The sequence below is a fragment of the Anaeromyxobacter paludicola genome (assembly GCF_023169965.1).
Taxonomy (GTDB): domain Bacteria; phylum Myxococcota; class Myxococcia; order Myxococcales; family Anaeromyxobacteraceae; genus Anaeromyxobacter_B; species Anaeromyxobacter_B paludicola.
Genome location: NZ_AP025592.1, coordinates 217379 through 242774, shown reverse-complemented (window position 1 = coordinate 242774; position 25396 = coordinate 217379). Strand labels below are relative to the sequence as shown.

Below are 25396 nucleotides of genomic sequence, written 5' to 3'. Positions count from 1 at the left end.
CGTGTCCGATCTTCAGAGTGTCGTCGATTTCCTGGAAGAGCAGAAGCGCAAGCAGGTCCCTCACTTCAGCACCGTCCCGTTCGACAAGGTGCTGAGCTTCATGGGGACGACCAGCCAGCCGAACACCTACGCCGCGGTCTCGGTCCACCCGATCGTCCGGCTCGAGCCGGGCGCCTCGGCGACGGAGATGACGGTGGAGCTCCGCGGCGCCCTGCCGCGGCCGCCGGAGCCGTGGCAGTGCCTGACGGTCCACGTCACCAACGTCTCCCAGTACCAGGGCTTCCAGGTGAAGACGCGGGGGAACGACCCGGGCACGCCTGCGTCGGCGCTCTACGAGCAGACCCCCGAGGGACACCTGCGGGTGAAGGGGTCGCAGATCTTCACCGTCCACCACAGCCCCTACACGATGAAGTTCTTCGAGCAGATCCCCTACGACGAGGTGCAGGAGACGGTCGGCGGGGTCCGCGCGGCGCTCGTGGGCGTGGGCGTGCAGGCGAACATCTCGCCGCGGTTCATCTACCACTGGGAGCTGCGCGACGGCCGGCTGCAGCTCTTCCACGGCGACGGGCTCGCCCTCAAGACCTACATGAACCTGAAGGCCAACAAGCGCGAGACCCGCACCATCCTCGACCTCGACGACTACACCGGGCTCCAGGTCCGCGGCGTGGTCGAGGAGTTCGCGCCGCACCAGAACCCGGCCGCCTTCGAGAAGATCTCGAAGGGGTTCTCGGCGGGCAACTGGGGCAAGCCGTCGCGGGTGTTCCGGCTCGACGTGGAGTCGGTGACGCGGATCGCGCCCGCCGCGCCGTTGTAGGGGGCCGCGCCCCCTCCCCGTCGAGCGGAGCCCTAGGTGCCGATGAGCCCGGTCATCGGGCTCGACGCCGAGGCGTGGAGCTTCATCGGGATCCGGCCGGCGAGGAACGACTTGCGGCCGGCGGCCACGCCGTCGCGCATCGCCTCGGCCATCATCACCGGGTCCTTCGCCTCGGCGATGGCGGTGTTCATGAGCACGGCCACCGCGCCGAGCTCCATGGCGAGCGCCGCGTCGCTGGCGGTGCCGACGCCGGCGTCCACCAGCACCGGCACCTTCACCGTCTCCATGATGATCCGGAGGTTGTACGGGTTCCGGAGGCCGAGGCCGGAGCCGATGGGGGCGCCGAGCGGCATCACCGCCGCGCAGCCCGCGTCCTCGAGCTTGCGCGCGGTGACCGGGTCGTCGTTGGTGTAGGGCAGGACGGTGAAGCCCTCCTTCACCAGCACCGCCGCCGCCTTCACCAGCTCCTCCACGTCGGGGAAGAGGGTGCGCTTGTCGCCGATGACCTCGAGCTTCACGAGGTCGCCCATGTCGAGCTCGCGCCCGAGCCGCGCCGTCCGGATCGCCTCGTCGGCAGTGAAGCAGGCGGCCGTGTTGGGCAGGAGCTTCATCCCCTGCGGGATCCAGGAGAGGAGCGACTCGTCGCCCTGCTTCGAGAGATCGAGCCGGCGCACCGCCACCGTGACCACCTCGGCGCCGGACGCGGCGAGCGCCGCCTTCATGGTGGGGAAGTCCTTGTACTTGCCGGTGCCCACGAGCAGGCGGCTCGTGAAGGCGTGCTTCCCCAGGCTCCATCCGTCCGCGGCCATGGCTACCCTCCTCCGACGAAGGCGACGATCTCGACCGAGTCCCCGGTCGAGAGCTTGTGGGACTCGTAGCGGTCCTTGGTGACCACCGCCTCGTTCACCTCGATCGCCACCCGCGGGGCCTTGATGCCCAGGTGGGCGAGCAGCCCGGTGACCGTGAGGCCGTCGGGGAGCTCGCGGATCTCGCCGTTGAGCTTGACCTGCATCCGGTCCATGTAGACCGGCGCGGCGCCGGGGTCAAACGCTGGAAGCGGGAGTGGGCGCAGGTGCGCGGCGGATCGCGCTCCCTCCTTCGCCGGGGATCGGCTAGGATGGCCGCTTGTGTCGCTGGCGAGCGCTCCCGGTTCCTGGGGGGGCGCGGGCGGCAGGGTGAGTGGGACGGAGGCGGACGGATGGGGTCGGTGGTTTCAGCCGCGCGCGAGCGCGCGGAGCAGGTCGGCGGCAACGGCGCGGGGCTCACCCGCTTTCACCAGCGGGTCAGCGCGGAGGCGCTCACCGCGCGCTCGGGCTCGGGCGCCTCGCGGCTCGCGCCGGCGCTCGCCCAGTCGGCCGTCGATCTCAACCCCCACCAGATAGAGGCCGCGGCCTTCGCCCTCTCGGCCCTGCCGACCGGCGGCGCCGTGCTCGCCGACGAGGTGGGGCTCGGGAAGACGGTCGAGGCCGGCCTCGTGCTGGCGCAGCTCGCGGCGGAGGGGCGCGGGCGCATCCTCATCCTGGTGCCGTCGTCGCTCCGCGCCCAGTGGCGCGACGAGCTCCGGAGCAAGTTCGCGCTCGACTCCGAGGTGGTGGACGGCGAGCGGGCCCGCGCCGCCGAGAAGCAGGGGCTCCGGCTCAACCCCTTCGACACCGGCGGCATCGTCATCTGCTCGCACCAGTTCGCCGCGCTGCGCGCCGACCAGCTCGAGCGCGTGCCCTGGGACCTCGCGGTCATCGACGAGGCCCACCGGCTCCGCAACGCCTACAAGCGCGACCACAAGACCGGGCAGGCGCTCCGCAAGGCGCTGCGCAAGTGCCCGAAGCTGATGCTCACGGCGACGCCGCTCCAGAACGACCTCATGGAGCTGCTCGGGCTCACCGCCTTCATCGACGACGCGCTGCTCGGCAACGAGGAGGCGTTCCGGCTCCAGTACGCCACCGGCGAGATGACCGAGGAGAAGGCGGCCGACCTGCAGGCGCGCCTCGCGCCGGTGGTGGTCCGCACCCTGCGCCGCCAGGTGAAGGAGTACGTGAAGTTCACCGCCCGCCGCTCGCTGGTGGAGGACTTCGCGCCCACCCCGCGGGAGCAGGAGCTCTACGACCGGGTGAGCGAGTACCTCCGGCGCGAGGACACCTACGCCATCCCGCCGGGGCGCCGGGCGCTGTTCGTGCTCGTCTACCGCAAGATCCTGGCCTCCTCCTCCTTCGCCCTGGCGCACACCCTCGAGAAGCTCGCCGACGCGCTCGACGAGAAGCTCGCCGGGGCCGAGTGCGCCGCGCAGGCCTCGCTCGAGCTCGAGCTGGCCGGCTTCGAGGACGAGCTGGAGGAGCTGCCCGAGGACGCCTTCGACTACCAGTCGCCGTCGGGCCCGGTCGCGGTCTCCAAGATGAAGGCGGAGCTGGCCGAGCTGCGCGACTGCGCCCGGCTCGCCCGCAGCATCACCTCCAACGCCAAGTGCGACGCGCTGGTGCGCGGCGTGGACCGGACCTTCACGGTGGCCCGCGCCTGCGGCTGGCCGCAGAAGGCGGTGGTCTTCACCGAGTTCCGGCGCACGCAGGACTACCTCGCCCGGCTGCTCGAGTCGAAGGGCTACGCGGTCACCTGCCTCTCCGGCGACGTCGGCGGGGCCGACAAGCGGCAGGCGCTGGTGGAGGAGTTCCGCCACAAGAGCCAGATCCTGATCATGACCGAGGCCGGGGCGGAGGGGCTGAACCTCCAGTTCTGCAACCTGGTCGTCAACTTCGACCTGCCCTGGAACCCCCAGCGCGTCGAGCAGCGCATCGGCCGCTGCCACCGCTACGGCCAGCAGCGCGACGTGCTGGTGCTGAACTTCCTCAACCGGCAGAACGCCGCCGACGCCCGGCTCTACGACCTGCTCTCGCAGAAGCTGGCCCTCTTCGACGGCGTCTTCGGCGCCTCGGACGAGATCCTGGGCGCGCTCGGCTCGGGCGTGGACTTCGAGAAGCGGGTCCTCGACATCTACCAGTCCTGCCGCTCCGGCGAGGAGATCGACCAGGCGTTCGCGAAGCTGCGCGGGGAGCTCGACCAGCGGATCGAGGCGCGGCTCGCCGCGGCCCAGGCGCTCCTCTTCGAGCGCTTCGACGGCGAGGTGCGCGGGAAGCTGCGCGTGGCCGAGCAGAAGGCGCGCGAGGCGGTGGCCCAGCGCGAGGCGCAGGAGGAGGCGCTGGTCCAGGCGGTGTTCGAGGGGGAGCAGGCGCAGCCGCTCCCCGAGACCGAGGTGGTCGCCCTCCCCGGCCCGCGCTCCAAGGCCCGACGCGCGCGGCTGGCGCGCGCCGCCGCCGACGCGGTCCGGGCCCGGCCGCAGGACGCCGTCTCCTTCCTCGAGCTCGACTCGGCGGCGCTGCCGGAGCGGCTCGGCGAGCTCGGCGGCCGCGAGGGCTGGTGGTTCGCCTACAAGATCGGCCTCGAGGGCGTGGTCTCCGAGGAGAAGGTGATCCACCTCATCCTCTGGTCGGACGGGGAGGCCTACCACCTCCTGCCGCAGGAGGAGGCGGAGCTCTTCGCCTCGCTGCCGGCGCGGGAGACCCGCTCGGCCCCGCGCGGCGGCGCCATCCCCATCGGCAAGGCCCAGGAGGACGGGCTGGCCCAGGTCTGCACCAAGCTGGTGGCCGAGTTCCAGGAGCGGACCGGCACCGCCTTCGACGAGTCGCGCGAGCGCTGGGACCGCTCGGTGGAGGACGCCCTGGTGGCGCCGCGCCGGGCGGCGGAGGAGGCCCGCGCCGCCTGGGAGAAGGCGCGCGCCGCCCTCCACGACAAGGTGGACCTGCCGCTGCGCGACCGGCGCGCCATGCTGGAGCGGGCCGAGCGCGAGTACCGGCGCAAGCTCGACGACCTCCGCGCCGGCGAGGCGCAGAAGTACGGCGAGAAGGACCGGGCGCTCGCCGAGCTGAAGCGGCGGGCCCAGGTGAAGGACAAGCGGACCCTGGTGGCGACCGCCTTCTGGCGGTGCCTCTAGGCCCCCCCCGGTCGCCAGGCCGGCGCCGCCGTCGCCGTCGCCGTCGCTAGGCCGCCGAGACGGCGTCGTTCTCGGCAGACGCCGGCAGCGTCACGCGGAAGGTCGCCCCGCGGCCGGGCGCGCTCTCCACCTCGATGGTGCCGCCGGCCGCCGTCACGATCTGGTGGCTGATGGCGAGGCCGAGGCCGGTCCCGATCCCCACCGGCTTGGTGGTGAAGAACGGGTCGAAGATGCGGTGGCGGATGGCGGGGTCGATCCCGGTCCCGGTGTCGCTGACCTCCACCATCACCTGCTTCGCGGAGGCCCAGGCCCGCAGCCGGACCTCGTGCGCCTCGGGATCGCCCTCGGGGATCGCCTGCGCGGCGTTCACGAGGAGGTTGAGGAACACCTGCCCGAGCCGGGCGGTGCTCCCCGCCACCCGGGGCAGCGGCGGCAGGTCCACCTCGAGCCGCGCGCGCCGCTTCACCTCGGCGCGGGCGAGGTTGGCGGCCGAGCGCAGCACGCGGACCAGGTCCACCCGGGCCACGGCGTCGTCCACCCGGGCGAAGCCCTTCAGATCCTGGACGATCCGCGAGACCCGGGCGGCCCCCTCGGCGGCGTCCTCCAGCGCCTGGCGCACCTCCGACCCCTCGGCGGCCGTCAGCGCGCCGCGGACGAAGTCGAGGTTCGCGACGACGTAGGCGAGCGGGTTGTTGATCTCGTGCGCCACGCCGGCGGCGAGCGTGCCGAGCGAGGCCAGGCGGCCGGCGAGGGAGGCCCGCGCCTCGCTCTCGCGCAGGGCCTGGGTGGCGAGCTCCTTCTCGGTCACGTCCTCGATCACCGCCACCACCGCCTCGAACGCCCCCTCGGCGTCGCGGATCGCGGAGGCGCCGATGCGCACGTACCGGAGCGCCCCGTCCTCGCGCAGGACGCGGCGCAGGGAGGAGGCGTGGTCGCGCTCCCCGGCGACGAGGGACTCGTAGGAGGCCATCCCCGCCGCGAGGTCGTCCGGGTGGAGCACGTCGGCGAGGCGCAGCCGCCGCAGCGCCTCGTCGGAGCGGCCGAGCATCTCGCGGAAGGCGGGGTTCATCTCAACGAAGCGGGCGCCGCGTCCGAGCAGCACGAGCCCGACCTTCGCCTGGTCGAAGGCCGCCCGGAACTTCTGCTCGCTCGCCCGGAGCGCCTGCTCGGCCCGCTTGCGCTCGGTGATGTCGAGGATGCTGCCGACGAGCCCGGCCACCTTCCCGTCCTCGCCGAGGAAGGTCGCCTTGGAGAAGACCACCTCCCGCAGCGCGCCGTCGGCCCAGCGGACCTGGGTCTCGTAGACCTGCGTGCCGCCCGCGGCGAGCAGCGCGTCGTCGGCGTGGCGGTAGATCTCGGCCAGCTCCGGCGGGGCGACCTCGTGCACGCCGAGCCCGACGATGCGCGCGCGCGGGCGCCCCAGGTACGCCTCGAAGGCCCGGTTGCAGCCGAGGTACACGCCGGCCGCGTCCTTGAAGAAGATGGGGGCGGGGATGGCCTCGAGGACCACCTCGAGCCGGTGCTGCGCCTCGGCGGCGCGGCGGGCCGGCGCGTTCCTCTCGGTGACGTCCTGGGCGATGACCCCCAGGCCGGCCCCCTCGATCGGCAGGAGCGACAGGGCGACGTCGCGGACGCGCCCGGACGGCGTCCGGAACTGGAACTCGAGCAGGTTCAGCACCTCGCCCGCCGCGGCGCGCGCCAGCACCTCGGCCCACCGCGCGGCCTGCTCCGGCACGGGCGCGGGCAGCGGCTGTCCCAGGGCGCCCTCCCGCGAGAGGCCGAGCACGCCGACGGCGGCCTCGTTCCAGGCGGTGATCCGCCCCGCCGCGTCGGTCATGGCCATGCCGACCGGCGATCGCTGGAACATGGCTTCGAGCTGGTGGGGAGTCGGCGAGGACAGGATTCGACCTTTCGCCCCCGACGAGGAGCAGCCTACGCCGACCGCTCCGCCGCCGCAACGGGTGCGCGGCCAGCGACTTCTTACCCCCCGTTCACCGCGCGCGCCGTGGCGGGCGGCTCGAGCTCGAAGCGCACCGGCACGTGGGTCCGCGCGGCGGCCCGCACCGGCGCCGCCACCCGCGCCACGCAGGCCGCGAGCGGCTCGTCGAGGACCGTGTCGGCCGCGACGCGCGGAGCCGCGCCGGGCGCGAGCTCGAGCACGAGGGCGCCGTCGAGCGCCGGGCGGCGCGCGAGCGCCTCCCGGTAGCAGCCCTCGAGGAGCGAGGCGCGGGCCTGGAGCGGCGCCGCGGCGCCGAGGGGGGCCGGGTCCACGGTGACCGTGGGTCGGGCGCCGTCGGCCACCCGGAAGGCCGGCCGCTCCGGCTCGCTCGCGCCCGCCGCGATCGCCTCCTCGCCGTCGAGCCAGGCCCAGGCGACGGGCACGATCTCGAGCGCCCCCGCGCGCCCCCCGGCGACGCGGGCGCAGGGCGAGTCGCCCGGCTCGGCCCGGAGCGCGAAGGTGACCTCGAGCGCGAGCCGCCCCGCCTCGCGCGCCGCGAGCAGCCGGTCGAGCACCGCGCGGCTCGCCGGCACCGCGAGCTCGCCCGCGCCGCCCGGCGCCCAGAGCCGGAGGGCGCCGCCCGCGGCGGCGAGGTAGGCGGCGGGGTCGAGCGCGAGCCGCTCCTCCTCCGGATCCCAGGGCTGCAGCCGCAGCCCGCGCGCGGCCACCCGCGCCCGGTAGCGCGCCGCGAGCGCCTCCTCGCGGGAGCGCTCGCCGCCGGCCTCCCGGCGCGGCTCCGGCGCGAGGGCGCGGCAGAGCCGGTCGGCGTCGGCGGGGGTCTCGAGCGCCAGCGGCGCCGCGGCGAGCAGCAAGGCGAGGAGCGCGGTCATGCCGCAAGGTTAGCCACTGCCGGCGCGGCGCCCGCTCCCCGGGCGAGGGCTCGAAGCGGCCGGCAGCTCCAGGGCCGGATCAACCCGCGCAGATGCGCAGGGCCCCGGGCAGGATCGTGAACCGGGCGGGGAGCCGGCCCGGCTGCTCGCCGTCCACGTCGAGCAGCACCTCGGCCCCCTCAAGCGGCTCCGCCTCGACGGAGCGCGCCCGCAGGCGGGTGGTGTTCGGGAGCCGCACGTGCGTGCCGTCGTAGAGCATCGACTTCTTGAGCGCGAAGTCGCCGAGCCCGAGCCCCTTCCAGACCGTCACGTCGAAGAGGCCGTCGTCCATGCGCGCCTCGGGCGCGACCATCATCCCGCCCCCGAAGTAGCGCCCGTTGCAGATGGAGAGCGCGGTGACGCGGTCCTCCCGCCAGGGGCCGCCGTCGGCGCGCCACCGGACCGGCTGATCCTGCCATCCGGCGAGCGCCCGGGCGCTCGCCAGCATGAACGCGAGCCGGCCGGGCAGGAGCCCGGAGCGCCGCTCCATCCGGGCGACCACCCGGCCGGAGATCCCGAACCCGGCGACGTTGGCGAAGTGGCGCCGCTCCAGGCTGCCATCGGGGCGGGTCAGCTCGACCAGGCCCAGGTCGCAGACGCGGCTCCGGCCGGCCGCGATGACCCGCGCCGCCCCCGCCGGATCGTCCGGCCAGCCGAGGGTCCGGCGGAGATCGCCGCCCGTGCCGCGCGGGATGTAGCCGAAGGTGGCCGGACCGTCGCCCGCGAGGAGCCCGTCGATGACCTCGCTCGCGGTGCCGTCGCCGCCGACCGCGACCACGAGCTCGCCCCCGGCCCGGACCGCCTCCACGGCCAGGTTCCGGCCGTCGCCGCGCGCCTTGGTGAAGGCGCACTCGAAGTCCCCGAGCTCGCGCCGGACGGCGCGCGCGATGCGATCGAAGTGGCGGCCGGTCCTGCCGCCGGCGCTCGCGGGGTTGACGATGAGGTACGGCTTCACGGCGCGCCGGCGGGCCCGCCGCCGCGCTTCGGGAGCCGCTCGAGCCGCTCGAGGAGCTGGCGGATGACCCGCTGGATGGGCACGCCGGTCGGGCAGGCCGAGTCGCAGCCGTCGCAGCGCGCGCAGGCCTGCAGCGCCTCGCGGGCCCAGGGCAGCTCGGTCGTGCTCTTGGAGTAGAGCCGGAACGCCGTGTGGAGCCCGAGGGCCCGGACGTGGGGCGTGGCCGCCATGAGCTCGCAGCGGGCCTCGCACACGCCGCAGGCGACGCAGGCGCTCGCCGCCTCGGCCACCGCCCGGTCCTCCTCGGTGGTGGGCACGAGCCCCTCCGCCGCGTAGTTCTTCTCGAACCGCTCGGCGGGGCTCCCCTCCTGCGCGAGCTTCTTGACCGGCTGGACGCCGACCGCGCGCCAGGCGAGGTAGGCGAGGGAGGAGAGGCGGGAGGGCACGGGGGCAGTATAGCGTGGAGGGGGGTCCCCCTCCAACGTACCGCAGCCCGGCGATGCAGGGAGCGAGCGGGCGTCAGGCCAGCTTTCCGCGCCGCCTCGATCGAGCCGGAGCAGCGGCGGCGACCGCCACCGCCACCGAGGCGGTGTGGCTGATGCTCACGTCGAGGCGCCGAGCGGCCTCCGCCCCCCCCTCCGCGTCGATCCGCACGCGGGGGCGGCCGTCGCTCGACCGCAGGATGCAGACCTGCCGGGGCACGAGCAGGCGCCACGCCGAGAGCGCCTTCACCACGGCCTCCTTCGCGCACCAGCGGCCCGCGTAGTGAACGGCCGGATCGGGCTGCGACCGACAGTACGCGTGCTCCTCCGGGTGGAAGAGCCGGCGCTGGGAGCCGGCCAGCTTCGGCAGGAGCGCGCGGAACCGGGCGATCTCCTCGACGTCCACCCCGATCGAGACCGGCGGCGCGGCAGCCTCACGGCGCATACAGCACCCGCGCCACGGCAGGGTTCCCGCTCGCCAGGGCGAAGTCGGGCACGTCTCGCGTGACGACGGCGCCCGCGGCCACCTGGGCGCGCCGGCCTACCCTCCGGTGGGGCACCACCGCCGCGCCCGTGCCGAGGAAGCTCGAATCGCCCACCGCGGCGTTACCGTTCAGCACGGCATAGGGCGACAGCACCGTGTGGTCGCCCACCGAGCCGTCGTGCCCGACCGAGGCGTGCGTGTTGAGCGCCACGTGATCGCCGAGCCTCGCGCCGGGCCCCACGAAGGCGAAGGGCGCGACCAGGCAGCCTTCGCCCAGGAGGGCGTCCGGGGCGACCCAGGCCCTCGGGTGGATCAGCGTCGCGACGGCGAGCTCGAGCGCCTTCAGCCGCGCCGCGAGCCGGGCTCGTAGGAGGGGATCGCCCACCGCAACGAGGAACCGATCGCCTGGCTCGGGGCGGATCCGCTCCAGGAGGCGCGCTCCCGCGGCCACCGGCGGACGGCCGTCGTTCGGGCCGTAGTCCTCGAGGAAGCCGCCGAAGCCCGGCAGGTCCGCGCCCGCGAGCCGGGCGTCGTCCAGGTACAGGCGCGCCTCGCGCCCGAGGCCGCCTCCTCCGAGGATGTAGGTGGACGCCATGGTGGCTCCTCAGCGCAGCTGCCTTGGGGTGGTGACGAGATGCACGCGCCGGGTCATCTCCTCGATCAGGTCCACGCCGTCCCAGATGCGGTCGAACAGGAGCGCCTCGCCGATCGGGACCACCCGGTCGAGCGCGCGCCCGTTCAGGATCCGGACGAGCTCCCCCAGCTCCTCGGCCTCGAAGCCGAAGTGAGCCAGCGTCTGGTCGCGGCGGCCGAGGCGGGCAGCGAGCTGCGCCAGCCGGTCGATCCGAAGGGACAGGAAGAGCCCGCCGCCGGTGTGCTCCCTGACGAGCAGCGGCGGGTCTCCGGGCGCGTCGCCCGTCGCCGGCGCCAGCGCGACGATCCAGAGCGCCGCGCCAGCCCGCAGCCTGCTCTCGACGAGACCGTCCGCCGCGAGCCGGTTGACGAGCGTCTCGCGGCCGAGCGCGGTCGAAGGATCGACCTCCTCGCCACGGCGCTCGAGCTCCCCGGCGAGCGCCGCGACCAGCCGGCGCTGGGCCCGCTGCGCCGCGTCGGCCCCGCCGACCCACGCCAGGAGCCGCGGCGAGGAGCACGCCTGCTGCCCGAACCAGTAGGTGTCGGCGTACAGCCGGGCGGCGAGCTCCTCGAGCGCCCGCTCCGGCAGCTCGGCCACCGCCTCGGCGCGCAGGGCCGCGAGCGACCAGCGATCGGGGAAGCAGAGGTCCCGGCCCGCCGGCGGTGCCGGGATCCGTCGCAGGGTCTCGATGGTCGCGTCGCCGCCCCAGATCACCCGCAGGTCGCAGGCTCGGGTGAGGGCCGCCGTGATCGCCTCCTCGTGCCCGTAGCGCACGAAGCACGAGGCTTCCGCGACCTCGGGATCGGGCCACGCGGCGCGGACGCGCTCGAAGGCGGCCAGCACGGCCTCGAGCACCGGCGAGGTGCGCGAGGGCAGCCGCACCACGCTCCGGTTGCCGGCCAGGAAGGCGAAGAGCCAGGAGTAGATGAAGAGGGTGTCCACGTTGGCGGGCGGGACGTGGAACACGACGCCGACCGGCACCCGCACGATGTCGGGCTGCCGGGTCGCCGCGACGGCCGCCGCGAGCCGCGTGACGGCGGCGCGCCGCGTACCGAAGGCCAGCGCCTGGATGGCGGGGTGGGCGCGACAGGCCGGATCGCGGAAGAGCTCGGCCGAGAGGGCGGCGACGAACTCGATCGCGCGCGGATCGAAGGGGGCCAGCGACCGCGCGCCGCCCAGGCTGCGGGCGAAGGCGTCCGCGGGTCTCGCGCCCAGCGCGGGGATGACGACCTCGATCATCGCTCAGGCCTCCGGGGTCCGGGGCTGGAGGGTGTCGCTGCAACCGCGCGGCTCCGCGCGGGGGACCCGGCCCAGCACGCTGAACGCGGTGCCGCGGAAGCCCGCTTCGGGCGCGTCCAGCGCGTGGACCACGCCGAGGTCCTCGGTCAGGATGGCGTGCCCCGGATAGCTCCGCGGGAGGACCGAGAGCACCTCGATGACCCCCACCTGCCCCGGCGGCAGCGCCTCCAGCGTGCGCGGGTCGCGGACGATCACCTCGGCGAACGACGGCACGTGGAGCCAGCCGTCGCCTCCCTCGACGAAGACGCTCCCGACCTGCTCGATCATCCCGTAGAACGAGTGGACGCGCTCGAGGCGCACGGCGTCGCGCAGCTGGTCGCGGAACGCGGCCGCCCCGACCGCCCGAGCCTGCAGCTTCTTCCAGCCTCCGCCGTGGAAGAGGATGCCGCGCGAGAGGTCGAGCCCGAGCCCCCGCGCCTCCTCGGCGAGGTGCTGCCAGACCAGGAACGTGAAGCCGAACACCAGGAAGGGCGCGTCGCCGTGCCTCGCGAGCCACGCCCGGAGCCCGTCCACGTCCAGCCGGTACCCCTCGTCCAGGCAGAAGAAGTGGTTTCGGCCGGCCATCATGAAGCCGAGCACGCCCGCGCCCCGCGCGGTGCCCGCCTCGGGGCGGCGGAGCAGGTCCCTGCGCTCGACGATCAGCATGGGCAGGCGCCCCTGGCCCGCGACGGCTCCGATGATGCGCGCCAGCGCGCGCGACTGCAGCTCGGCCGTCTCGCGGTCGAGGACGACCTGGCTCGGCGCCTGCCCCGTCGTGCCGCTCGACCGCATCACCTTGAAGACCGCGCTCTCGGGCACGCTCGACAGCCGGTGGGACTTGAAGAGCCCGACCGGCACCCACGGGACCTCCTCGAGTCGGGCCGGCGACGCTCCCGGGTGGAGGGCGCCCAGCAAGCGCGCGTACGGCGCGCAGCCGGCGGCGTGGTGCAGCTGCAGCCGCAGGAGCTCCTCGAGCAGCCGCGCCCGCCGGGTGACCGGGTCCACGCCGAAGGGCGGCACCTCGAAGAAGTCGGCGATGCTCACCGGAGCGCCTCCAGCGCGCGATAGTCCAGCTTCCCGTTGGCCAGGAGCGGCAGGGCCCCGACGCGCCGCAGCAGGACGGCGCGCGGGTACACGCGCAGCCTGCGCGCGAGCTCGACGGAGAGGCCGGCGAGATCGAGCTCCTCGCCGGCCTGCACGAACCCGAGCAGCCGGTCTTCCCCCGCGATGACCCCCGCGGGCGCGTAGCCGCGCAGCACGTTCTCCACCTCGTCGAGGTTCACGCGCAGGCCGAACAGCTTGGCGATCCGCTTGGACCTCCCGGCGATCCAGAGGAACCCATCGGAGTCCAGGCGGCCCAGGTCCCCGGTCCTCAGCACGCCTCCCAGCTCGTCGCCCCGGCAGAGGTCGTCGCGGGTGGTCGCGTAGCCCATCATCACGTTCGGCCCCTCGTAGACCACCTCGCCCGTCCGGTCCGCCTCCTCGGAGCGCACGTCCTCCACCTCGACCGTCAGCCGTCCCCCGGGGATGGCCCGGCCGGCGGAACCGATCTTCCGCCAGAGCGCCTCCGCGGGGAGGCAGGCCATGCGGGCCGTCGCCTCGGTCGCTCCGTACATGACGAAGAAGCGGCCGCCGCGCGCCTCCATGCGCTCGGCGGCGCGCCTCAGGAACGGCTCGGCCAGCTTGCCGCCGGCCTGCGTCATCGTGAGGAGGGTCCGGGGCAGGAGCGCGTCGAGCGCGAGCCGGTCGAGCATCTGGTAGGTGTACGGCACGCCCGCGAACGAGGTGCACTCGCCCTCGCGCAGCGTCGCCCAGAAGCGCTCGGTCACCACCGAGTCGCGGGAGAGCACCACGCAGGCGCCGGCGACCAGGTGGCTGTTCAACACCGACAGTCCGTACGAGTAGTGGAGCGGGAGGCTGCCCGCGGCGCGCTCGTGGTCGGCGATCCCCAGCGCCTCCGTGATCGACCGGGCGTTGGCCTCCACCGCGGCGCGGGTCAGGCGCGCGAGCTTCGGGCTGCCGGTGCTGCCGGAGGTCGAGAGGAGCAGGGTCAGCTCGGGATGCGGCGGCGGGCCCGGGGGCCCGTCGCGCCGGACCGCTGGAGCGCCCGGGAAGGCGATCCGCCGCCAGGGCGCGGCCGCCGGCAGGCTCTCGGCGGGTCCGATCACGACCTCGGGGACATACCGGGCGAGCAGCGGCGCCGTCACCGCGGGATCGGCGTCGGCGTCGAGGAGCAGCACCGGCCACCCCGCCTCCACGAGCGCGAGCCACGCGACGACGGTGGGCACGTCGTTCCGGCACAGCAGCACGGCGAGCCCGCGCGGGACCAGGGCGAGCGCCCTCGCCCCCTCGTCCGCGCGCTCCCGGAGCTCCCCGTGCGTCAGCGCGATCCGGGCGACGGGATCCAGCAGGGCGAGGGCCGAGTCGGCATGGCGGGCGGGAGCGAGGAACATGGCGGTTAGACCTGCATCCCCCCGTCCACCCCCAGCACCTGCCCGGTCACGTAGGCGGCCAGCTCCGAGCAGAGGAACAGGACGGCGCCGGCGACGTCCTCCGGCGTACCCACCCGACCCATGCCGATCCGCGCCGCGAGGTCGCGGAACTTCTCGGGCGGAAGGGCGCGGGTCATGTCGGTGTCGATGAACCCGGGGGCGATCGCGTTCACGCGGATGCCCTGCGGCGCGAGCTCCTTCGAGGCCGACAGCGTGAGCCCCACGATGGCGGCCTTGGAGGCGGAGTAGACGGCCTGGCCGACGTTGCCGCGCACGCCGACGATCGAGCTGACGTTCACGATGCAGCCGCTCCTCGTCCGCGCCATGAGCCGCGCCGCGCCCTGGAGGACGTTGATGGCGCCGCGCACGTTCACGCCCAGCACGCGCTCCACGAGCGCGTCCTCGATCATGCCGAGCAGGGCGTCCTCCATGACGCCCGCGTTGTTCACGAGGACGTCGAGGCGTCGGTGCGTCCGGAAGATCTCCTGGAAGAGCGCGCGCACCGCCGCGGTGCTCGAGACGTCGCAGGGGATGCCCTGGACGGGGCGGCCGGACTCGGCGGAGAGCTCCTCCGCCCGGCGCGCCAGCAGGGCCGGATCGCTGTGGCCCGACAGGACGACGGTCGCGCCGGCCCGCGCCAGGGAGCGGGCCGTCGCCCAGCCGATGCCTCGCGTCGAGCCGGTGACCAGCGCGATCTGGCCATCAAGGCGCAAGGTTCACCCCGCGAGCCGACAGGATGTCCCTCGCCTTCTGGAAGCTCGAGAGATCGAGCACCTCGCCGGTGTCGAGCATCAGGTCGAACGCCGCCTCGATTCCGTTGATGAGCTGCATGTGGGCCACCGAGTCCCACTCGGCGGCCACCCGGTAGGCGAGGTCGTCCACCGACCGCGACGGGGGCAGCATCAGGGCCTCGCGAAAGACGGCCCGGAGGACTTCGAGAGAGCCTGCGGATGCGTGGGTCATGGGGTCGCCTGGGAGCCGCCCATCGGGCGGGCGAGAGGGTTGCGGAGCTGGAGGTCGCTGGTCGGGCCCGGCACCGCCGGGCGAAGGGTTGGGGGGGGACCCATCAGCGCGCGGCCTCGGCCAGCCGGGGGGGAGGCCTGGCCGAGGCGGCCGCCGTGCCCCTGGGGCCCTGCGCGCGCGCCTTCCGCGCCAGGATCTCGGCCCCCTGCCCGACCGCCAGCCGGATGAGGTCGCAGACGCCGTCCACGTCCTCGACCGAGAGCCCGGTGCCGGTGGGGAGGATCATCGTCCTGGTCACGAGCCGCTCCGTGACCGGCAGGAGCAGGCCTGCGTTGGGGTAGAGCGAGCGGTAGGGCTCCATGCGATGCACCCCGGGGTAGAAGTACCGGCGGACGAGGACGTTCTCGGCGTGGAGGAGCTCGACCAGCGCGTCGCGGCCGATCCCGGCCGCGTCCTGATCCACCTCGACCACGACGTACTGGTGATTCTGCCGCTCCGCCGGGTCGTAGCCGTGCAGCTGGAGCCCCGGGATCCCGGCCAGCAGCTCGGCGTAGCGCGCGTGGTTGCGCCGGTTGCAGCCGATGAACTCGTCGAGCGACTCGAGCCCGACGAGCCCCATGGCCGCCGAGATCTCGGACATCTTGCCGTTGACGCCGATGTGATCGACCTGATCGTAGCCGGAGAAGCCGAAGTTCTGCATCCAGCGCAAGCGGCGAGCGAGCTGATCGTCGTTGGTGGCGATCGCCCCGCCCTCGAAGGTGTTGAACACCTTGGTCGCGTGGAAGCTGAACACCTCGCAGTCGCCGAAGTTGCCGATCATCCGACCGCGCCGGGAGACCGCGAAGGCATGCGCCGCGTCGAACAGCAGGGCCAGCCGGTGGCGACGCGCCACCTCGCTCAGCCCCTCCACGTCGCAGGCTCGCCCCCAGAGGTGGACGCCGAGGATCCCGGTGGTCCTCGAGGACACCATGCGCTCGACGCGCTCCGGGTCCAGCGTGTGCGTCCTCGGATCCACGTCGCAGAAGATGGGCGTGATCTCCTGCCACTGCAGCGCGTGCGCGGTCGCGGCGAAGGTGAAGCTCGGAACGATCACCTCGCCCTTCAGGCCCAGGGCGCGGATGGCGATCTCCAGGGCCACCGTGCCGTTGCAGACCGCGATGCAGTGGCGCACCCCCATGAGCCTGGCGAGCTTCGACTCGAGCTCCGTCACGAGCGGCCCGTGGTTGGTGAGCCAGCGCCGGTCGAGGATCTCGTCGAGGAGCCCGTGCAGGCGGTCCCGATCTCCGATGTTCGGCTGTCCGACGTGGAGGGGGCGCTCGAAGCTGGGCTTCCCTCCGAAGATCGCGAGCTCGCTGACGTCCTGCTTGGCGCGGCGCTGGGTCTGGCTCACGTGCCTCTTCTCCGTTCCGGCGCCAGTGACTTGGCGGCACGGACCCGCGATGCACGAGCGATGCCGGACGGGTCTTCTCGCCGAAGCGCCCGCCCCTGGCGCGACTTCCTGGCGATCGCCGAGGAGGCGAACGTCACGCATCTGACGCGCCGTCAGCGTCCGGGCGCCCGGGACGGCGGCGATTTGCGCCTGTTCTCGGGCGCTGGCGCGGCGGCAGGGTAGTTGCATTCCGTCCCGCCGTCATGAACGACAGGAGACCTCCCGTGTCCACTGCCCCGCTCGTCTCCTTCATCGTGCTCTCGTACAACTACGAGAAGTACATCGGCCAGACGATCCGGAGCATCCTCGGCCAGACGTTCCAGGACTTCGAGCTCCTGGTCGTGGACGACGTCTCCCAGGACGCCTCGCTCGACGTGATCCGTTCGTTCGACGATCCGCGCATCCGCGTCCACGTGAACGACCGGAACCTGGGCGCGACCGCCAGCTACAACCGCTCCGTATCGCTGGCGCGCGGCGAGTACCTGTCGCTGGTGGACGCGGACGACTGGATCGACCCGCGCAAGACCGAGAAGCAGCTGGCCGCCTTCCGACGCGACCCGTCGCTCGACATCGTCGGCAGCTACGTCTCGGTCGTGGACGTGGACGGCAAGCGCCACCCGCAGGCGGCCGAGATCGAGCAGCCCGGCAACCAGTCGCTCGACTTCAACCACGTCGCCACGTGGAACGTGCGCAACAGCCTGTGCCACTCCTCGACCATCCTGCGCCGCTCGGTGCACGAGAAGGTGGGGCTCAACGAGGAGTCGATGGTCCGCGCCCCGGACTACGAGCTCTGGGTGCGCGCGCTCGCCGGCGGCTGCCGGTTCGGGATGATCCCCGAGCCCCTGACCTTCTACCGGCTGCACGCGCTCGGGGCGACCCACGGCGACCCGCGCGCGACCTACTGGGAGATCTCCTACCTCCTGCTCAAGAACCTGGTGCCGCTCATCGAGCGCCGCGCCCTCCACTCCCAGCTCTCGCTGATGCTCAACTGGGTCTCGACGCACGACCAGTTCGCGCTCATGCCCCCCATCCAGCGCTACCGGCTGCTCGGGATGTTCCTCACCTCGCCGGCGCTCTCCTCCTACGCCGACTTCGAGCGCTTCGTCCTCTCCGACGAAGGCGAGCCGCTGCTCAGCACCGCAGGCCGCCGGCTCCTCTCGCTCTTCCGCGCGGCCCCGGCGCCGCGCCAGGCCCGGAGCCCGGAGCAGGAGCTGGAGCTCGACCTCTCGATGTTCAACCAGCGGGCGCGCGCCCTCGGGCGCTGAAGTCACGCTCCCCCGGAGATCCCCCATGTCGCACCGGACCATCCTCGCCCTGCTGCCCTACCTCGCCAAGGAGGCCCTCATCCTCCGGGTCCTCCGCGCCATGCGAGCCCGCGGCATCGAGGTCATCGTCGCCCACACCTGGCAGGCCCTGGCCTACAGGGTGACCCCGGAGCCGGCGAACGACTTCGCGGCCGCGCGCGCCCTGATGGACCTCACCGGCGTGCAGAACGTGGACTACTGCGACCACCTCGGGCACGCCATCCGGCACCGGAACGTCGGCCTGGTGCTGCAGGTGGGCGCGATCCCCCTCTACCCGTACCTGCCCTACCTCCGCGAGCGCTTCCCGCGCACGCCGATCTTCGACGTGCTCTACAACGAGTTCGGGCACACGGTGAACCACTTCCTGCACGAGCGGTGCATGACCGGCGTGATCGTCGAGAGCCAGTTCATGCGCCGTTACATCGAGCGCTGCTCGTCCAAGGCCGACCCGAACGTGAAGGTGGCGGAGAGCGGCATCGACCTGGAGGCCTTCGCCGTGGACACCCGCCCCCGGACCGGCGCGGGACTCACGATCGGCTACGTCGGCCGGATGTCGGGCGAGAAGAACCCCCTCGGCTTCGTCGAGCTGGCCGAGCGGCTTCACGCGAGCCACCCGTCGGTCTCCTTCCGCATGGTGGGGGGCGGCCCGCTCGCGGACGAGGTCCAGCGGACCATCGAGCGGAGCGGCGCGCGTCAGGCCATCGACTACCGCGGCTACGTGCCCGAGCTCGCCGACGCCTTCGCCGGCCTCGACGTGCTGGTGGTCCCGTCCAGCGGCGACGGCCGCCCCCAGATCGTGATGGAGGCAAACGCCTGCGGGATCCCGGTGATCGCCTCGCCGGTGGGCGGGATCCCGGAGCTGATCGAGGAGGGAAGGAACGGCTATCTCGTCCCGCCCAAGGAGGTCGGCCGCTTCGCGGAGCTGCTCGCCCGCTGGACGGCCGCGCCCGGAGAGCTCGCCGAGCTCAAGCGGTGCTCGCGCGCCATGGCCGAGAGCAAGTTCGACCAGCGGCTGACGCTGGATCGCTACGAGGCCATCTTCCGCGAGCAGCTCGCGGCCGGGTGAGCCGGGGCGTCAGCCTCCGTCCAGCAGCCGCGCCACCGCCCGTGGGAGCGAGAACCGCGGGGCCTCGCCCAGGGCGGCGCGCAGCCGGTCGTTCCTGCCGACGCTGACCGGGACGTCGAACGGGCCCCGGACGAGCCCGGGATCGGTCCGCACCTCGAGCGACACGCCGAGCTGGCGCTGGATCTCGGCCAGCACCTCGCCCGTCCGCACGCCCTCCCCCGAGCAGACGTTGACGATGGGGTCGGAGAGCGCCCCGTGCCCGAGGGCCCAGAGCGCCGCGGCCACGTCCTCGACGTCGAGGTAGTCGCGCACCGTCGAGAGATCCCCCACGGTGACGTGGCGCGCGCCCGAGGCGATGGCGGCCCGCACCTCGCGCGCGAAGCGTGCCGACGCGAGCGTGGGCGGCATCCCCGGGCCGATGGCGTTGAACACCCGCCCCACTACCGTCGGCAACCCGCCCCGCCGCGCCAGCGCGACGAGCCGGGCCTGGGCCAGCTTCGCCACCCCGTACTCGGTCACCGGCCGCTCCCGCGCCCCCTCGTCGATCGGGTCCGGCCCCAGGTCGCCGTACTCGGCCGCGGACCCGGCCGTCACCAGCCGCGGCAGGTAGCCGGGGATGGACCGGAGCGCCGCGAGCAGGTTCCGGAGCGGCGGCAGGTTGAGCGCGAACGGATCCCCCGCCGCGCCGCCGGCGAGGTGGAAGATCACCTGCGGCCGCTCGGCGCGGAGCAGCGCCGCCACCGCCTCGGGACCGGCCGCCAGGTCGAGCTGCCGGTACCCCTCCTCGGCCCGCGGCCGCCGCCCCACCGCGAGGCAGCGCGCGCCTTCGACCACCGCCCGGGAGCGCAGGGCCGCGCCCAGGTAGCCGGTCGCGCCGGTGAGGAGCACGGTCTCAGGCATGAGGCAGGAACTCGGCCCGGCGCTTCTGGAACTCCTCCGACGCCACCTGGAAGTCGTCCACCCGCCCGATGTCGAGCCAGTAGCAGGGCTCCCGGTAGCAGCTCACCCGCTCCCCGGCCGCCACGATCCGCGCCATGAGGTCCGGCATGTCGAGCCGCTTGCCCGGCTCGACGAAGCGCAGGGCGCTCCGGCTCAGCACGTTGATGCCCATGCTCACGTCGAAGTGGAACGTCGGCTTCTCGACGTAGCGGGCCAGCCGCCCCGGCTCGTCCTCCTCGATCACGCCGAAGTCGATCTTCACCTCGCGGCGGTAGACCCCGATCGACGCGGTCGCCCCGGAGGCGACGTGGGCGTCGTAGACCCGCCGGTAGCTCATGGTGGTGAGGAGGTCGCCGTTCATCACCAGGAAGTGATCCTCCAGCCGGTCGGCCAGCAGGGCCAGCGGCCCGGCCGTCCCGAGCGGCTCGTTCTCGAGCGAGTACTCGATGTGCAGCCCCCACCGGCTGCCGTCCCCGCAGAAGAGCCGGATCAGCTCGGCCAGGTGGCCGGTGGTGATGATCACGTCGGTGAAGCCGTGGTGCGCCAGCTGCCGGAGCACGATCTCCACGATGGGCAGATCGTCGAGCGGCATGAGCGGCTTCGGGAAGGTGGTGGTGTAGGGGCGGAGCCGCGTCCCCTTGCCGCCTGCCAGGATCACTGCCTGCATGAGGTCACCGGTTGTAGACGTCGGGCTTGAAGCGATCGAGGTGCGCGCGGACGAACTCCACCGTCTCCCGCAGTCCCTGTTCCAGGGTGTAGCGTGGCGTCCAGCCGGTCAGCGCCTCCGCCTTGCGCCGGTCGGCGAGCAGCGCCATGACCTCGCTCTTCTCGGGGCGCACCCGCGCCTGGTCGACCACGATCTCCTTCTCGATCCCCATGATGCGCAGGATCAGCGCCGCCAGCTCGCCGATGGTCACCGCCGAGCCGCTCCCGACGTTCACCACCTGCCCCACCGCCGCGTCGCTCTCGGCCACCGCGACGAAGCCGGCCACGGTGTCGAGCACGTAGTTGAGGTCCCTCACCGGCGTCAGCGAGCCGAGCCGGATCGCCGGAGACGCCAGGGCCTGCGCGATGATGGTCGGGATCACCGCCCGCGCCGACTGGCGCGGCCCGTAGGTGTTGAAGGGCCGCACGGTCGCCACCGGCAGCCCGAAGGACAGGTGGTAGCTCTCCGCCAGCTTGTCCGCGCCGATCTTGCTCGCCGAGTACGGCGACTGGCCCTGCAGCGGGTGCTGCTCGTCGATCGGGGTGTAGAGCGCGGTGCCGTAGGTCTCCGAGGTGGAGGTGTGCACCAGCCGGGACACCCCCTGCGTGCGGCACGCCTCGAGGACGTTGAGCGTGCCCTGCACGTTGGTCGCCACGAAGCTCGCCGGCGCCAGGTACGAGTACGGGATGGCGATCAGCGCCGCCAGGTGGAACACCGCCTCCTGCCCCTTCACCGCCGAGGCGACGAAGTACGGGTCCTCCACGTTGCCCGAGACCACCTCGAAGGCCCCCCGCACCTCTGGGGAGACCAGCTCGAGGTTCGACTGATCGGCGCGCGCGTCGTAGTGCACCATCGCGCGCACCTTCGCCCCCCGCCGCACCAGCAGCTCGACGAGATGGCTCCCGATGAAGCCGCCCGCCCCGGTGACGAGGACCTTCGCTCCCTGGACTCTCAAGTCAGCACCTCGGTCGCTCCGGCTCGCGCGCCGGCGAGCCCGTGAAATATAGCCCAGTACCGCTCGCGGACCGCCTCGATCCCGAAGCGGGCCACCACGTCGGCGCGGCAGCGCCGCGCCCGCTCGGGGTCGGGCGCGGCCGAGAGGATCGCGTCGATGGCCCGCGCGAAGCCGTCCACGTCGGCGGGGGCGACCACCGCCCCGTTCACGCCCGGCGCGATCACCTCCGGCAGCGCGCCGATCGCCGAGGCGACCACCGGCGTCCCGAGGGCGAGCGCCTCCAGGCAGACGAGCGGGAGCCCGTCGACGTCGGAGGGGATCACCACCACGTCGGCGCGGCGGAGGTAGGGGCGGGGGTCGTCCACGAAGCCGAGCCGCGCCACGGTCGCGCCGAGGCCGAGCTCGGCCGCGCGCGCCTCGACCGCTTGCCGCAGCGGGCCGTCGCCGGTCATGGCGAAGCGGACCCCGCCGCGGCCCCGCAGCCGGTGCGCGATCTCGAGGAAGCGCAGGCAGCCCTTCTCCTCGGAGAGGCGCCCCGCGAACAGGACCACCTGCTCCCCGGGCCGGGTGGCGAGCCCCGGCAGGTCGTCGCGCCGCGGGATCGCGTCCGGGTCGTGGCCGGCGGTGTCGATGCCGTGGTGGACCACCTGGATCCGCTCGGCCCGCTCGCCGCCCTGCAGGAGCGCGCGCCGCACCTCCTCGTTGGCGGCGATGTGGAAGTCGATGTAGCGCGCGAACTGCCGGTTGCTCACGAGGTGGCCGACCGGGTTGTAGAGGTGGTCCACGACCTTCATCTGCGGGAGCTCCGCCTTGATCCGGGGGAGCAGCTCGTAGGTGCGCCGAGAGCCGACCACCATCAGCACGTCGGTCCGGCGGCTCCGGAGCAGCTCCAGGATGGCGTCGGGGTGGGAGGCCGCGGGCAGAATCCTGGCGAGCTCGAAGACGTCGGGGGTGATGCGGGCGTAGCCCGGGGCCGAGGTCCCCATCGCCTCCGGCGCGCCCTGGGTCGAGAAGACCAGCAGGCCGGCGTCGCGGCGCGCGCGGTCGGCGAAGACCTGCTGCATCAGGTGATCGGAGCCGCCCGTCACGAGGTAGGGCATGGCGAGGGCGACGTTGAGCCCGGCGCGCCCGCGGGCCCGCTGCGGGGGCGGAGGCTCCGCTCCCAGCAGCCGGGCGGCGACCGTCTCCACCACCTCGAAGGCGCTGGGACGGCTCGCGCGGGGGACGAGCACGTCGCGGACGCCCGGGATCGGCTCCAGGAACCACTCCTCGCAGCCCGGCCAGGCCACGGCCTCGACCGGATCGAGCGCGTGGACCTGGAGCAGGAGGTTGCGCAGCACGCGGCGGGCGAAGTCTCCCTGCCCCTCCCCCGTGCCGGGCGGCCGGAACCGGTAGACCGCCACCCCGCGATCCGAGGCGAGGGCGTCGGCCCCTGCGAAGCCGACCACGCTGGCGCGATGGCCGGCGCCGACGAGCGCCTGGGCCAGCGCCTGGACCGCCGGGCCGAACCCGGCGCCGACGACCGGCGGATACTCGTGGCAGACGAAGGCGAAGTGCATGCGGGCGCTGCTCCCCTGGCCCGCGCTCGGGCGGGCGCTTCAGAGAGTGCACCGCACATGCCACCCCGGCGCGGCGCGGCCCGGGCCGCTTCCCGTGCCAGTCGGCCTGCGATTGACAGGCTTCTGGCGCAGGCGCGGCCGCCATCGTCAACGCGTTGGCGCGCCGGAAGGCCGCCGCGGCGCGCGCAAGCCCTGGAACGGCGGCCCTTCGGGGTGGCACGCACGCTGCACCGCCTGCGGGCCACGGACCATCGACCACGCCAGGAGAGCTCTCTGTCCCCCCATCCCATCGCCAGCGCCCCGGAGCGCGCCCCCGGGCCGCCGAAGGTGACGGTCGCCATCCGCTGCTACCGGCAGGCCGAGTACCTGGGCGGCGCGGTCGAGAGCGTGCTCCGCCAGTCCTTCCGGGACCACGAGATCGTGATCGTGGACGACGGCAGCCCGGACGACACCCGCGAGGTCGCCGCGGCGCTCGCGAGCGCCCACCCCGGCCGCGCCATCCGGCTCGTCTCGCAGGAGAACCGCGGGCTCTCGGGTGCGCTCGACGCCGGCGCCCGCGCCGCGCGGGGCGAGCTGCTCCTCTTCCTCGACGCCGACGACGAGCTCCTCCCGGACGTCCTCGCCAGGCTGGTCACCGCGCTCGAAGAGAGCCCGGAGTGCGCCATCGCCTACGGGGACGTCCTCCAGTTCGGCGGGCGCGAGGGGCTCCTGCGCGCCGGCACCTTCGAGCTGGGCGCCCTCTCGCGCGGCAACCAGCTTCCCTACTGCTCGCTCTACCGCAGGGAGCTCTGGGCCCGCGCCGGCGGCTACCAGCGCAACATGTCGCTCGGCTACGAGGACTGGGACTTCTGGCTCGCCTGCGCCGAGGCCGGGGCCCGCGCCCGGCGGATCCCCGAGCCGGTGCTCCGCTATCGGGTGAAGGCGGAGAGCGCCGTCACCACCGCCATGAAGCACCACGCGCTCCTCTGCTCCCGGCTGATGCTGAACCACCCGGCGCTCTACGACCCCGAGGAGCTGGCCGCCGCCCGCGCCCGGCTCGCCGCCGGCGCCGCGGCGCTGGAGCGCGAGGCCGCCAGCGGCGGCGACCCCGCCACCGCCCGGCGCGCCCGGGCGCTCCTCGAGGAGCCCGGCCCGGCCGAAGGCTCCCGTCCCACCCCCACCACCCCCGCCCCGCCCTCCCCCGAGGCCTCCGTGAACCCTGTGCACCGCGCCGCCCCGCCCCCCGCCGTCTCCCTCGTCGTGGCCGCGAACGGGCCCTGGGAACAGACCTTCCGGACGCTCATGGCGCTGCTCGAGGACCACGGCGGCGTCGGCGTCGAGATCATCGTGGTGGACAACGGCAGCACCGACGCGAGCCGCCTCGCCCTGCCGAGGCTCGAGAACGTCCGGGTGGTCCGCTGCGAGGCGGCCCAGGGACGCGCCCGCGCCTTCAACCTGGGCTCCTCGGTCGCGACGGGCCGCCACCTCGCCTTCCTGCAGGGCGGGGTCGAGCCGCGGGTCGGCTGGCTCTCCCCGCTGGTCTCGCTCCTCGATGGGAACGAGACGGTGGGCGTGGCGGGCGCCGTGCTGCTCGCGCAGGATGGGGCGGTGGTCTTCAACGGCTGCGCGCTCGCCTACGCCAAGCCCTTCCCGCTCACCCCGGTGGCGCTCGGCGACCGGGGCGGCGCCGTGCTGGAGGTCCCGGCGGTGTCGGACGAGGCCATGCTGGTGCGCGCCGACCTCTTCCGCTCGCTGGGTGGCTTCGACGACCAGTTCTGGGACGGCTGCGAGGACGTGGACCTCTGCCTGCGCGCCCGCGCTGCCGGCAAGGTGGTGCTCATCTCGGGCGAGAGCGCCGTGATCCGCCACGCCGCCCAGGCGGCCGACCCCGGAACCCGCAACCTCTCGCTCCTGAACCGCCGTTGGCTCGGACGCGCGCCCCTCGCCGACGTGGACGGCGTGCGCGGCGCCCCCTCGCGCCCCGCGCGCCCGGGCAGGCCACCGCTGTCGGTGATCATCCCGACCGCGAACTCGCTCACCACGGTGGCCCGCTGCGTGGAGGAGACCTGGGCCGAGCTCGCCCCCGACGACGAGCTCATCCTGGCCGACGCCGCGTCCGAGGACGGCACCCGCCAGTTCGCCGATCTGCTCGCCACCGAGCGTCCGGAGCGGCTGCGCGTCGTGCCGGCCCGGTCGGAGGCGGGGCTCGCCGGCGCGGTCCGCTCCGGCATGCTCGAGTGCTCGCGGGCGTGGGCGGTGCTGTTGCCTGCCCGGGTGAGCCCGCCGCCCGGGTTCCTCGACGAGCTGACGGCGCTGCTCGAGCAGCAGGCCGAGTACGCCGCCATCGCGGTCCAGATCCCGGAGCTGGGGCTCTGCGCGGCCGGCCGCTCCGACGTCCTCGCCGACATCGCCCGCAGCTCCCCCGAGGTCTTCCTCGACGTGAGCCCGGTCGCGCTCGACCTGGCCCTCAAGGCCCGCGGCGAGCGCGTGCTGGTGGCGGGGAGCTAGGC

General features: G+C 73.9%; 23 protein-coding genes. 5 read left to right on the top strand and 18 right to left on the bottom strand.

Annotated features, from left to right (window positions below):
- Position 1 precedes the first annotated feature (1 nt).
- Entirely contained in the window at positions 2-814 is an 813-nt protein-coding gene (locus AMPC_RS01095; RefSeq protein ID WP_248343709.1) for a hypothetical protein, read from the top strand.
- A gap of 32 nt (positions 815-846) precedes the next feature.
- Here the strand turns inward: AMPC_RS01095 and AMPC_RS01090 are convergent, their stop codons facing one another.
- Positions 847-1623, bottom strand: coding sequence for a thiazole synthase (locus tag AMPC_RS01090; RefSeq protein ID WP_248343708.1), 777 nt, complete (start codon positions 1621-1623; stop codon positions 847-849).
- Positions 1624-1625: 2 nt separating this feature from the next.
- Positions 1626-1826, bottom strand: coding sequence for a sulfur carrier protein ThiS (gene thiS / locus AMPC_RS01085; protein ID WP_248343707.1), 201 nt, complete (start codon positions 1824-1826; stop codon positions 1626-1628).
- A gap of 186 nt (positions 1827-2012) precedes the next feature.
- Here thiS and AMPC_RS01080 point away from each other — a divergent pair, with 186 nt between their 5' ends.
- Positions 2013-4793, top strand: coding sequence for an SNF2-related protein (locus AMPC_RS01080; protein WP_248343706.1), 2781 nt, complete (start codon positions 2013-2015; stop codon positions 4791-4793).
- Between the two features lie 46 nt (positions 4794-4839).
- Here the strand turns inward: AMPC_RS01080 and AMPC_RS01075 are convergent, their stop codons facing one another.
- The 12 genes from AMPC_RS01075 to AMPC_RS01020 form a co-directional block, all read right to left on the bottom strand.
- Positions 4840-6660 (bottom strand): PAS domain S-box protein, encoded by a 1821-nt coding sequence (locus AMPC_RS01075; protein ID WP_248343705.1) that lies wholly within the window; start codon positions 6658-6660, stop codon positions 4840-4842.
- A gap of 113 nt (positions 6661-6773) precedes the next feature.
- Positions 6774-7622 (bottom strand): hypothetical protein, encoded by an 849-nt coding sequence (locus AMPC_RS01070; RefSeq protein WP_248343704.1) that lies wholly within the window; start codon positions 7620-7622, stop codon positions 6774-6776.
- A 79-nt stretch (positions 7623-7701) separates the two neighbouring features.
- Positions 7702-8616, bottom strand: coding sequence for a diacylglycerol/lipid kinase family protein (locus AMPC_RS01065; RefSeq protein ID WP_248343703.1), 915 nt, complete (start codon positions 8614-8616; stop codon positions 7702-7704).
- Positions 8613-9062 (bottom strand): 4Fe-4S dicluster domain-containing protein, encoded by a 450-nt coding sequence (locus tag AMPC_RS01060; RefSeq protein ID WP_248343702.1) that lies wholly within the window; start codon positions 9060-9062, stop codon positions 8613-8615. Before AMPC_RS01060 ends, AMPC_RS01065 begins: the two co-directional genes overlap by 4 nt.
- 73 nt (positions 9063-9135) lie before the next feature.
- Entirely contained in the window at positions 9136-9543 is a 408-nt protein-coding gene (locus tag AMPC_RS01055; protein WP_248343701.1) for a holo-ACP synthase, read from the bottom strand.
- Positions 9533-10177: an acetyltransferase gene (locus tag AMPC_RS01050; protein ID WP_248343700.1), complete on the bottom strand. Its 645-nt coding sequence runs from the start codon at positions 10175-10177 to the stop codon at positions 9533-9535. Before AMPC_RS01050 ends, AMPC_RS01055 begins: the two co-directional genes overlap by 11 nt.
- A 9-nt stretch (positions 10178-10186) precedes the next feature.
- Positions 10187-11455 (bottom strand): acyl-CoA reductase, encoded by a 1269-nt coding sequence (locus tag AMPC_RS01045; RefSeq protein WP_248343699.1) that lies wholly within the window; start codon positions 11453-11455, stop codon positions 10187-10189.
- A 3-nt stretch (positions 11456-11458) separates the two neighbouring features.
- Complete coding sequence (locus AMPC_RS01040) at positions 11459-12538, bottom strand: LuxE/PaaK family acyltransferase (RefSeq protein WP_248343698.1); 1080 nt, start codon at positions 12536-12538, stop codon at positions 11459-11461.
- Positions 12535-13947 carry an AMP-binding protein gene (locus tag AMPC_RS01035; RefSeq protein ID WP_248343697.1) on the bottom strand — a complete coding sequence of 471 codons (1413 nt, stop codon included), beginning with the start codon at positions 13945-13947 and terminating at the stop codon, positions 12535-12537. The genes AMPC_RS01040 and AMPC_RS01035 overlap by 4 nt, the downstream gene beginning before the upstream one ends.
- Before the next feature lie 5 nt (positions 13948-13952).
- Positions 13953-14699, bottom strand: coding sequence for an SDR family NAD(P)-dependent oxidoreductase (locus AMPC_RS01030; RefSeq protein ID WP_248343696.1), 747 nt, complete (start codon positions 14697-14699; stop codon positions 13953-13955).
- The gene (locus AMPC_RS01025; RefSeq protein ID WP_248343695.1) at positions 14689-14889 is read right to left on the bottom strand and encodes a hypothetical protein; all 201 of its coding nucleotides are present in this window, start codon (positions 14887-14889) and stop codon (positions 14689-14691) included. Before AMPC_RS01025 ends, AMPC_RS01030 begins: the two co-directional genes overlap by 11 nt.
- Before the next feature lie 163 nt (positions 14890-15052).
- Entirely contained in the window at positions 15053-16339 is a 1287-nt protein-coding gene (locus AMPC_RS01020; protein ID WP_248343694.1) for an aminotransferase class I/II-fold pyridoxal phosphate-dependent enzyme, read from the bottom strand.
- A 263-nt stretch (positions 16340-16602) separates the two neighbouring features.
- Between AMPC_RS01020 and AMPC_RS01015 the strand changes: the two genes are divergently transcribed.
- Together AMPC_RS01015 and AMPC_RS01010 are read left to right on the top strand one after the other, a co-directional pair.
- Complete coding sequence (locus AMPC_RS01015) at positions 16603-17643, top strand: glycosyltransferase family 2 protein (RefSeq protein ID WP_248343693.1); 1041 nt, start codon at positions 16603-16605, stop codon at positions 17641-17643.
- Positions 17644-17668: 25 nt separating this feature from the next.
- On the top strand, positions 17669-18748 hold the full coding sequence (locus AMPC_RS01010; RefSeq protein ID WP_248343692.1) for a glycosyltransferase: 1080 nt from the start codon (positions 17669-17671) through the stop codon (positions 18746-18748).
- Between the two features lie 9 nt (positions 18749-18757).
- Here the strand turns inward: AMPC_RS01010 and AMPC_RS01005 are convergent, their stop codons facing one another.
- Genes AMPC_RS01005 through AMPC_RS00990 form a run of 4 tightly spaced genes read right to left on the bottom strand, consistent with a single transcriptional unit; the run spans position 18758 to position 22907 of the window.
- Positions 18758-19648, bottom strand: a complete 891-nt coding sequence (locus AMPC_RS01005) for an NAD-dependent epimerase/dehydratase family protein (protein WP_248343691.1) — start codon at positions 19646-19648, stop codon at positions 18758-18760.
- The gene (locus tag AMPC_RS01000) at positions 19641-20354 is read right to left on the bottom strand and encodes a sugar phosphate nucleotidyltransferase (protein ID WP_248343690.1); all 714 of its coding nucleotides are present in this window, start codon (positions 20352-20354) and stop codon (positions 19641-19643) included. Before AMPC_RS01000 ends, AMPC_RS01005 begins: the two co-directional genes overlap by 8 nt.
- Before the next feature lie 4 nt (positions 20355-20358).
- Complete coding sequence (locus AMPC_RS00995; RefSeq protein WP_248343689.1) at positions 20359-21348, bottom strand: GDP-mannose 4,6-dehydratase; 990 nt, start codon at positions 21346-21348, stop codon at positions 20359-20361.
- Positions 21345-22907, bottom strand: coding sequence for a glycosyltransferase (locus tag AMPC_RS00990; RefSeq protein WP_248343688.1), 1563 nt, complete (start codon positions 22905-22907; stop codon positions 21345-21347). Before AMPC_RS00990 ends, AMPC_RS00995 begins: the two co-directional genes overlap by 4 nt.
- Before the next feature lie 327 nt (positions 22908-23234).
- Between AMPC_RS00990 and AMPC_RS00985 the strand changes: the two genes are divergently transcribed.
- Positions 23235-25394 (top strand): glycosyltransferase, encoded by a 2160-nt coding sequence (locus AMPC_RS00985; protein ID WP_248343687.1) that lies wholly within the window; start codon positions 23235-23237, stop codon positions 25392-25394.
- Positions 25395-25396: the final 2 nt, after the last annotated feature.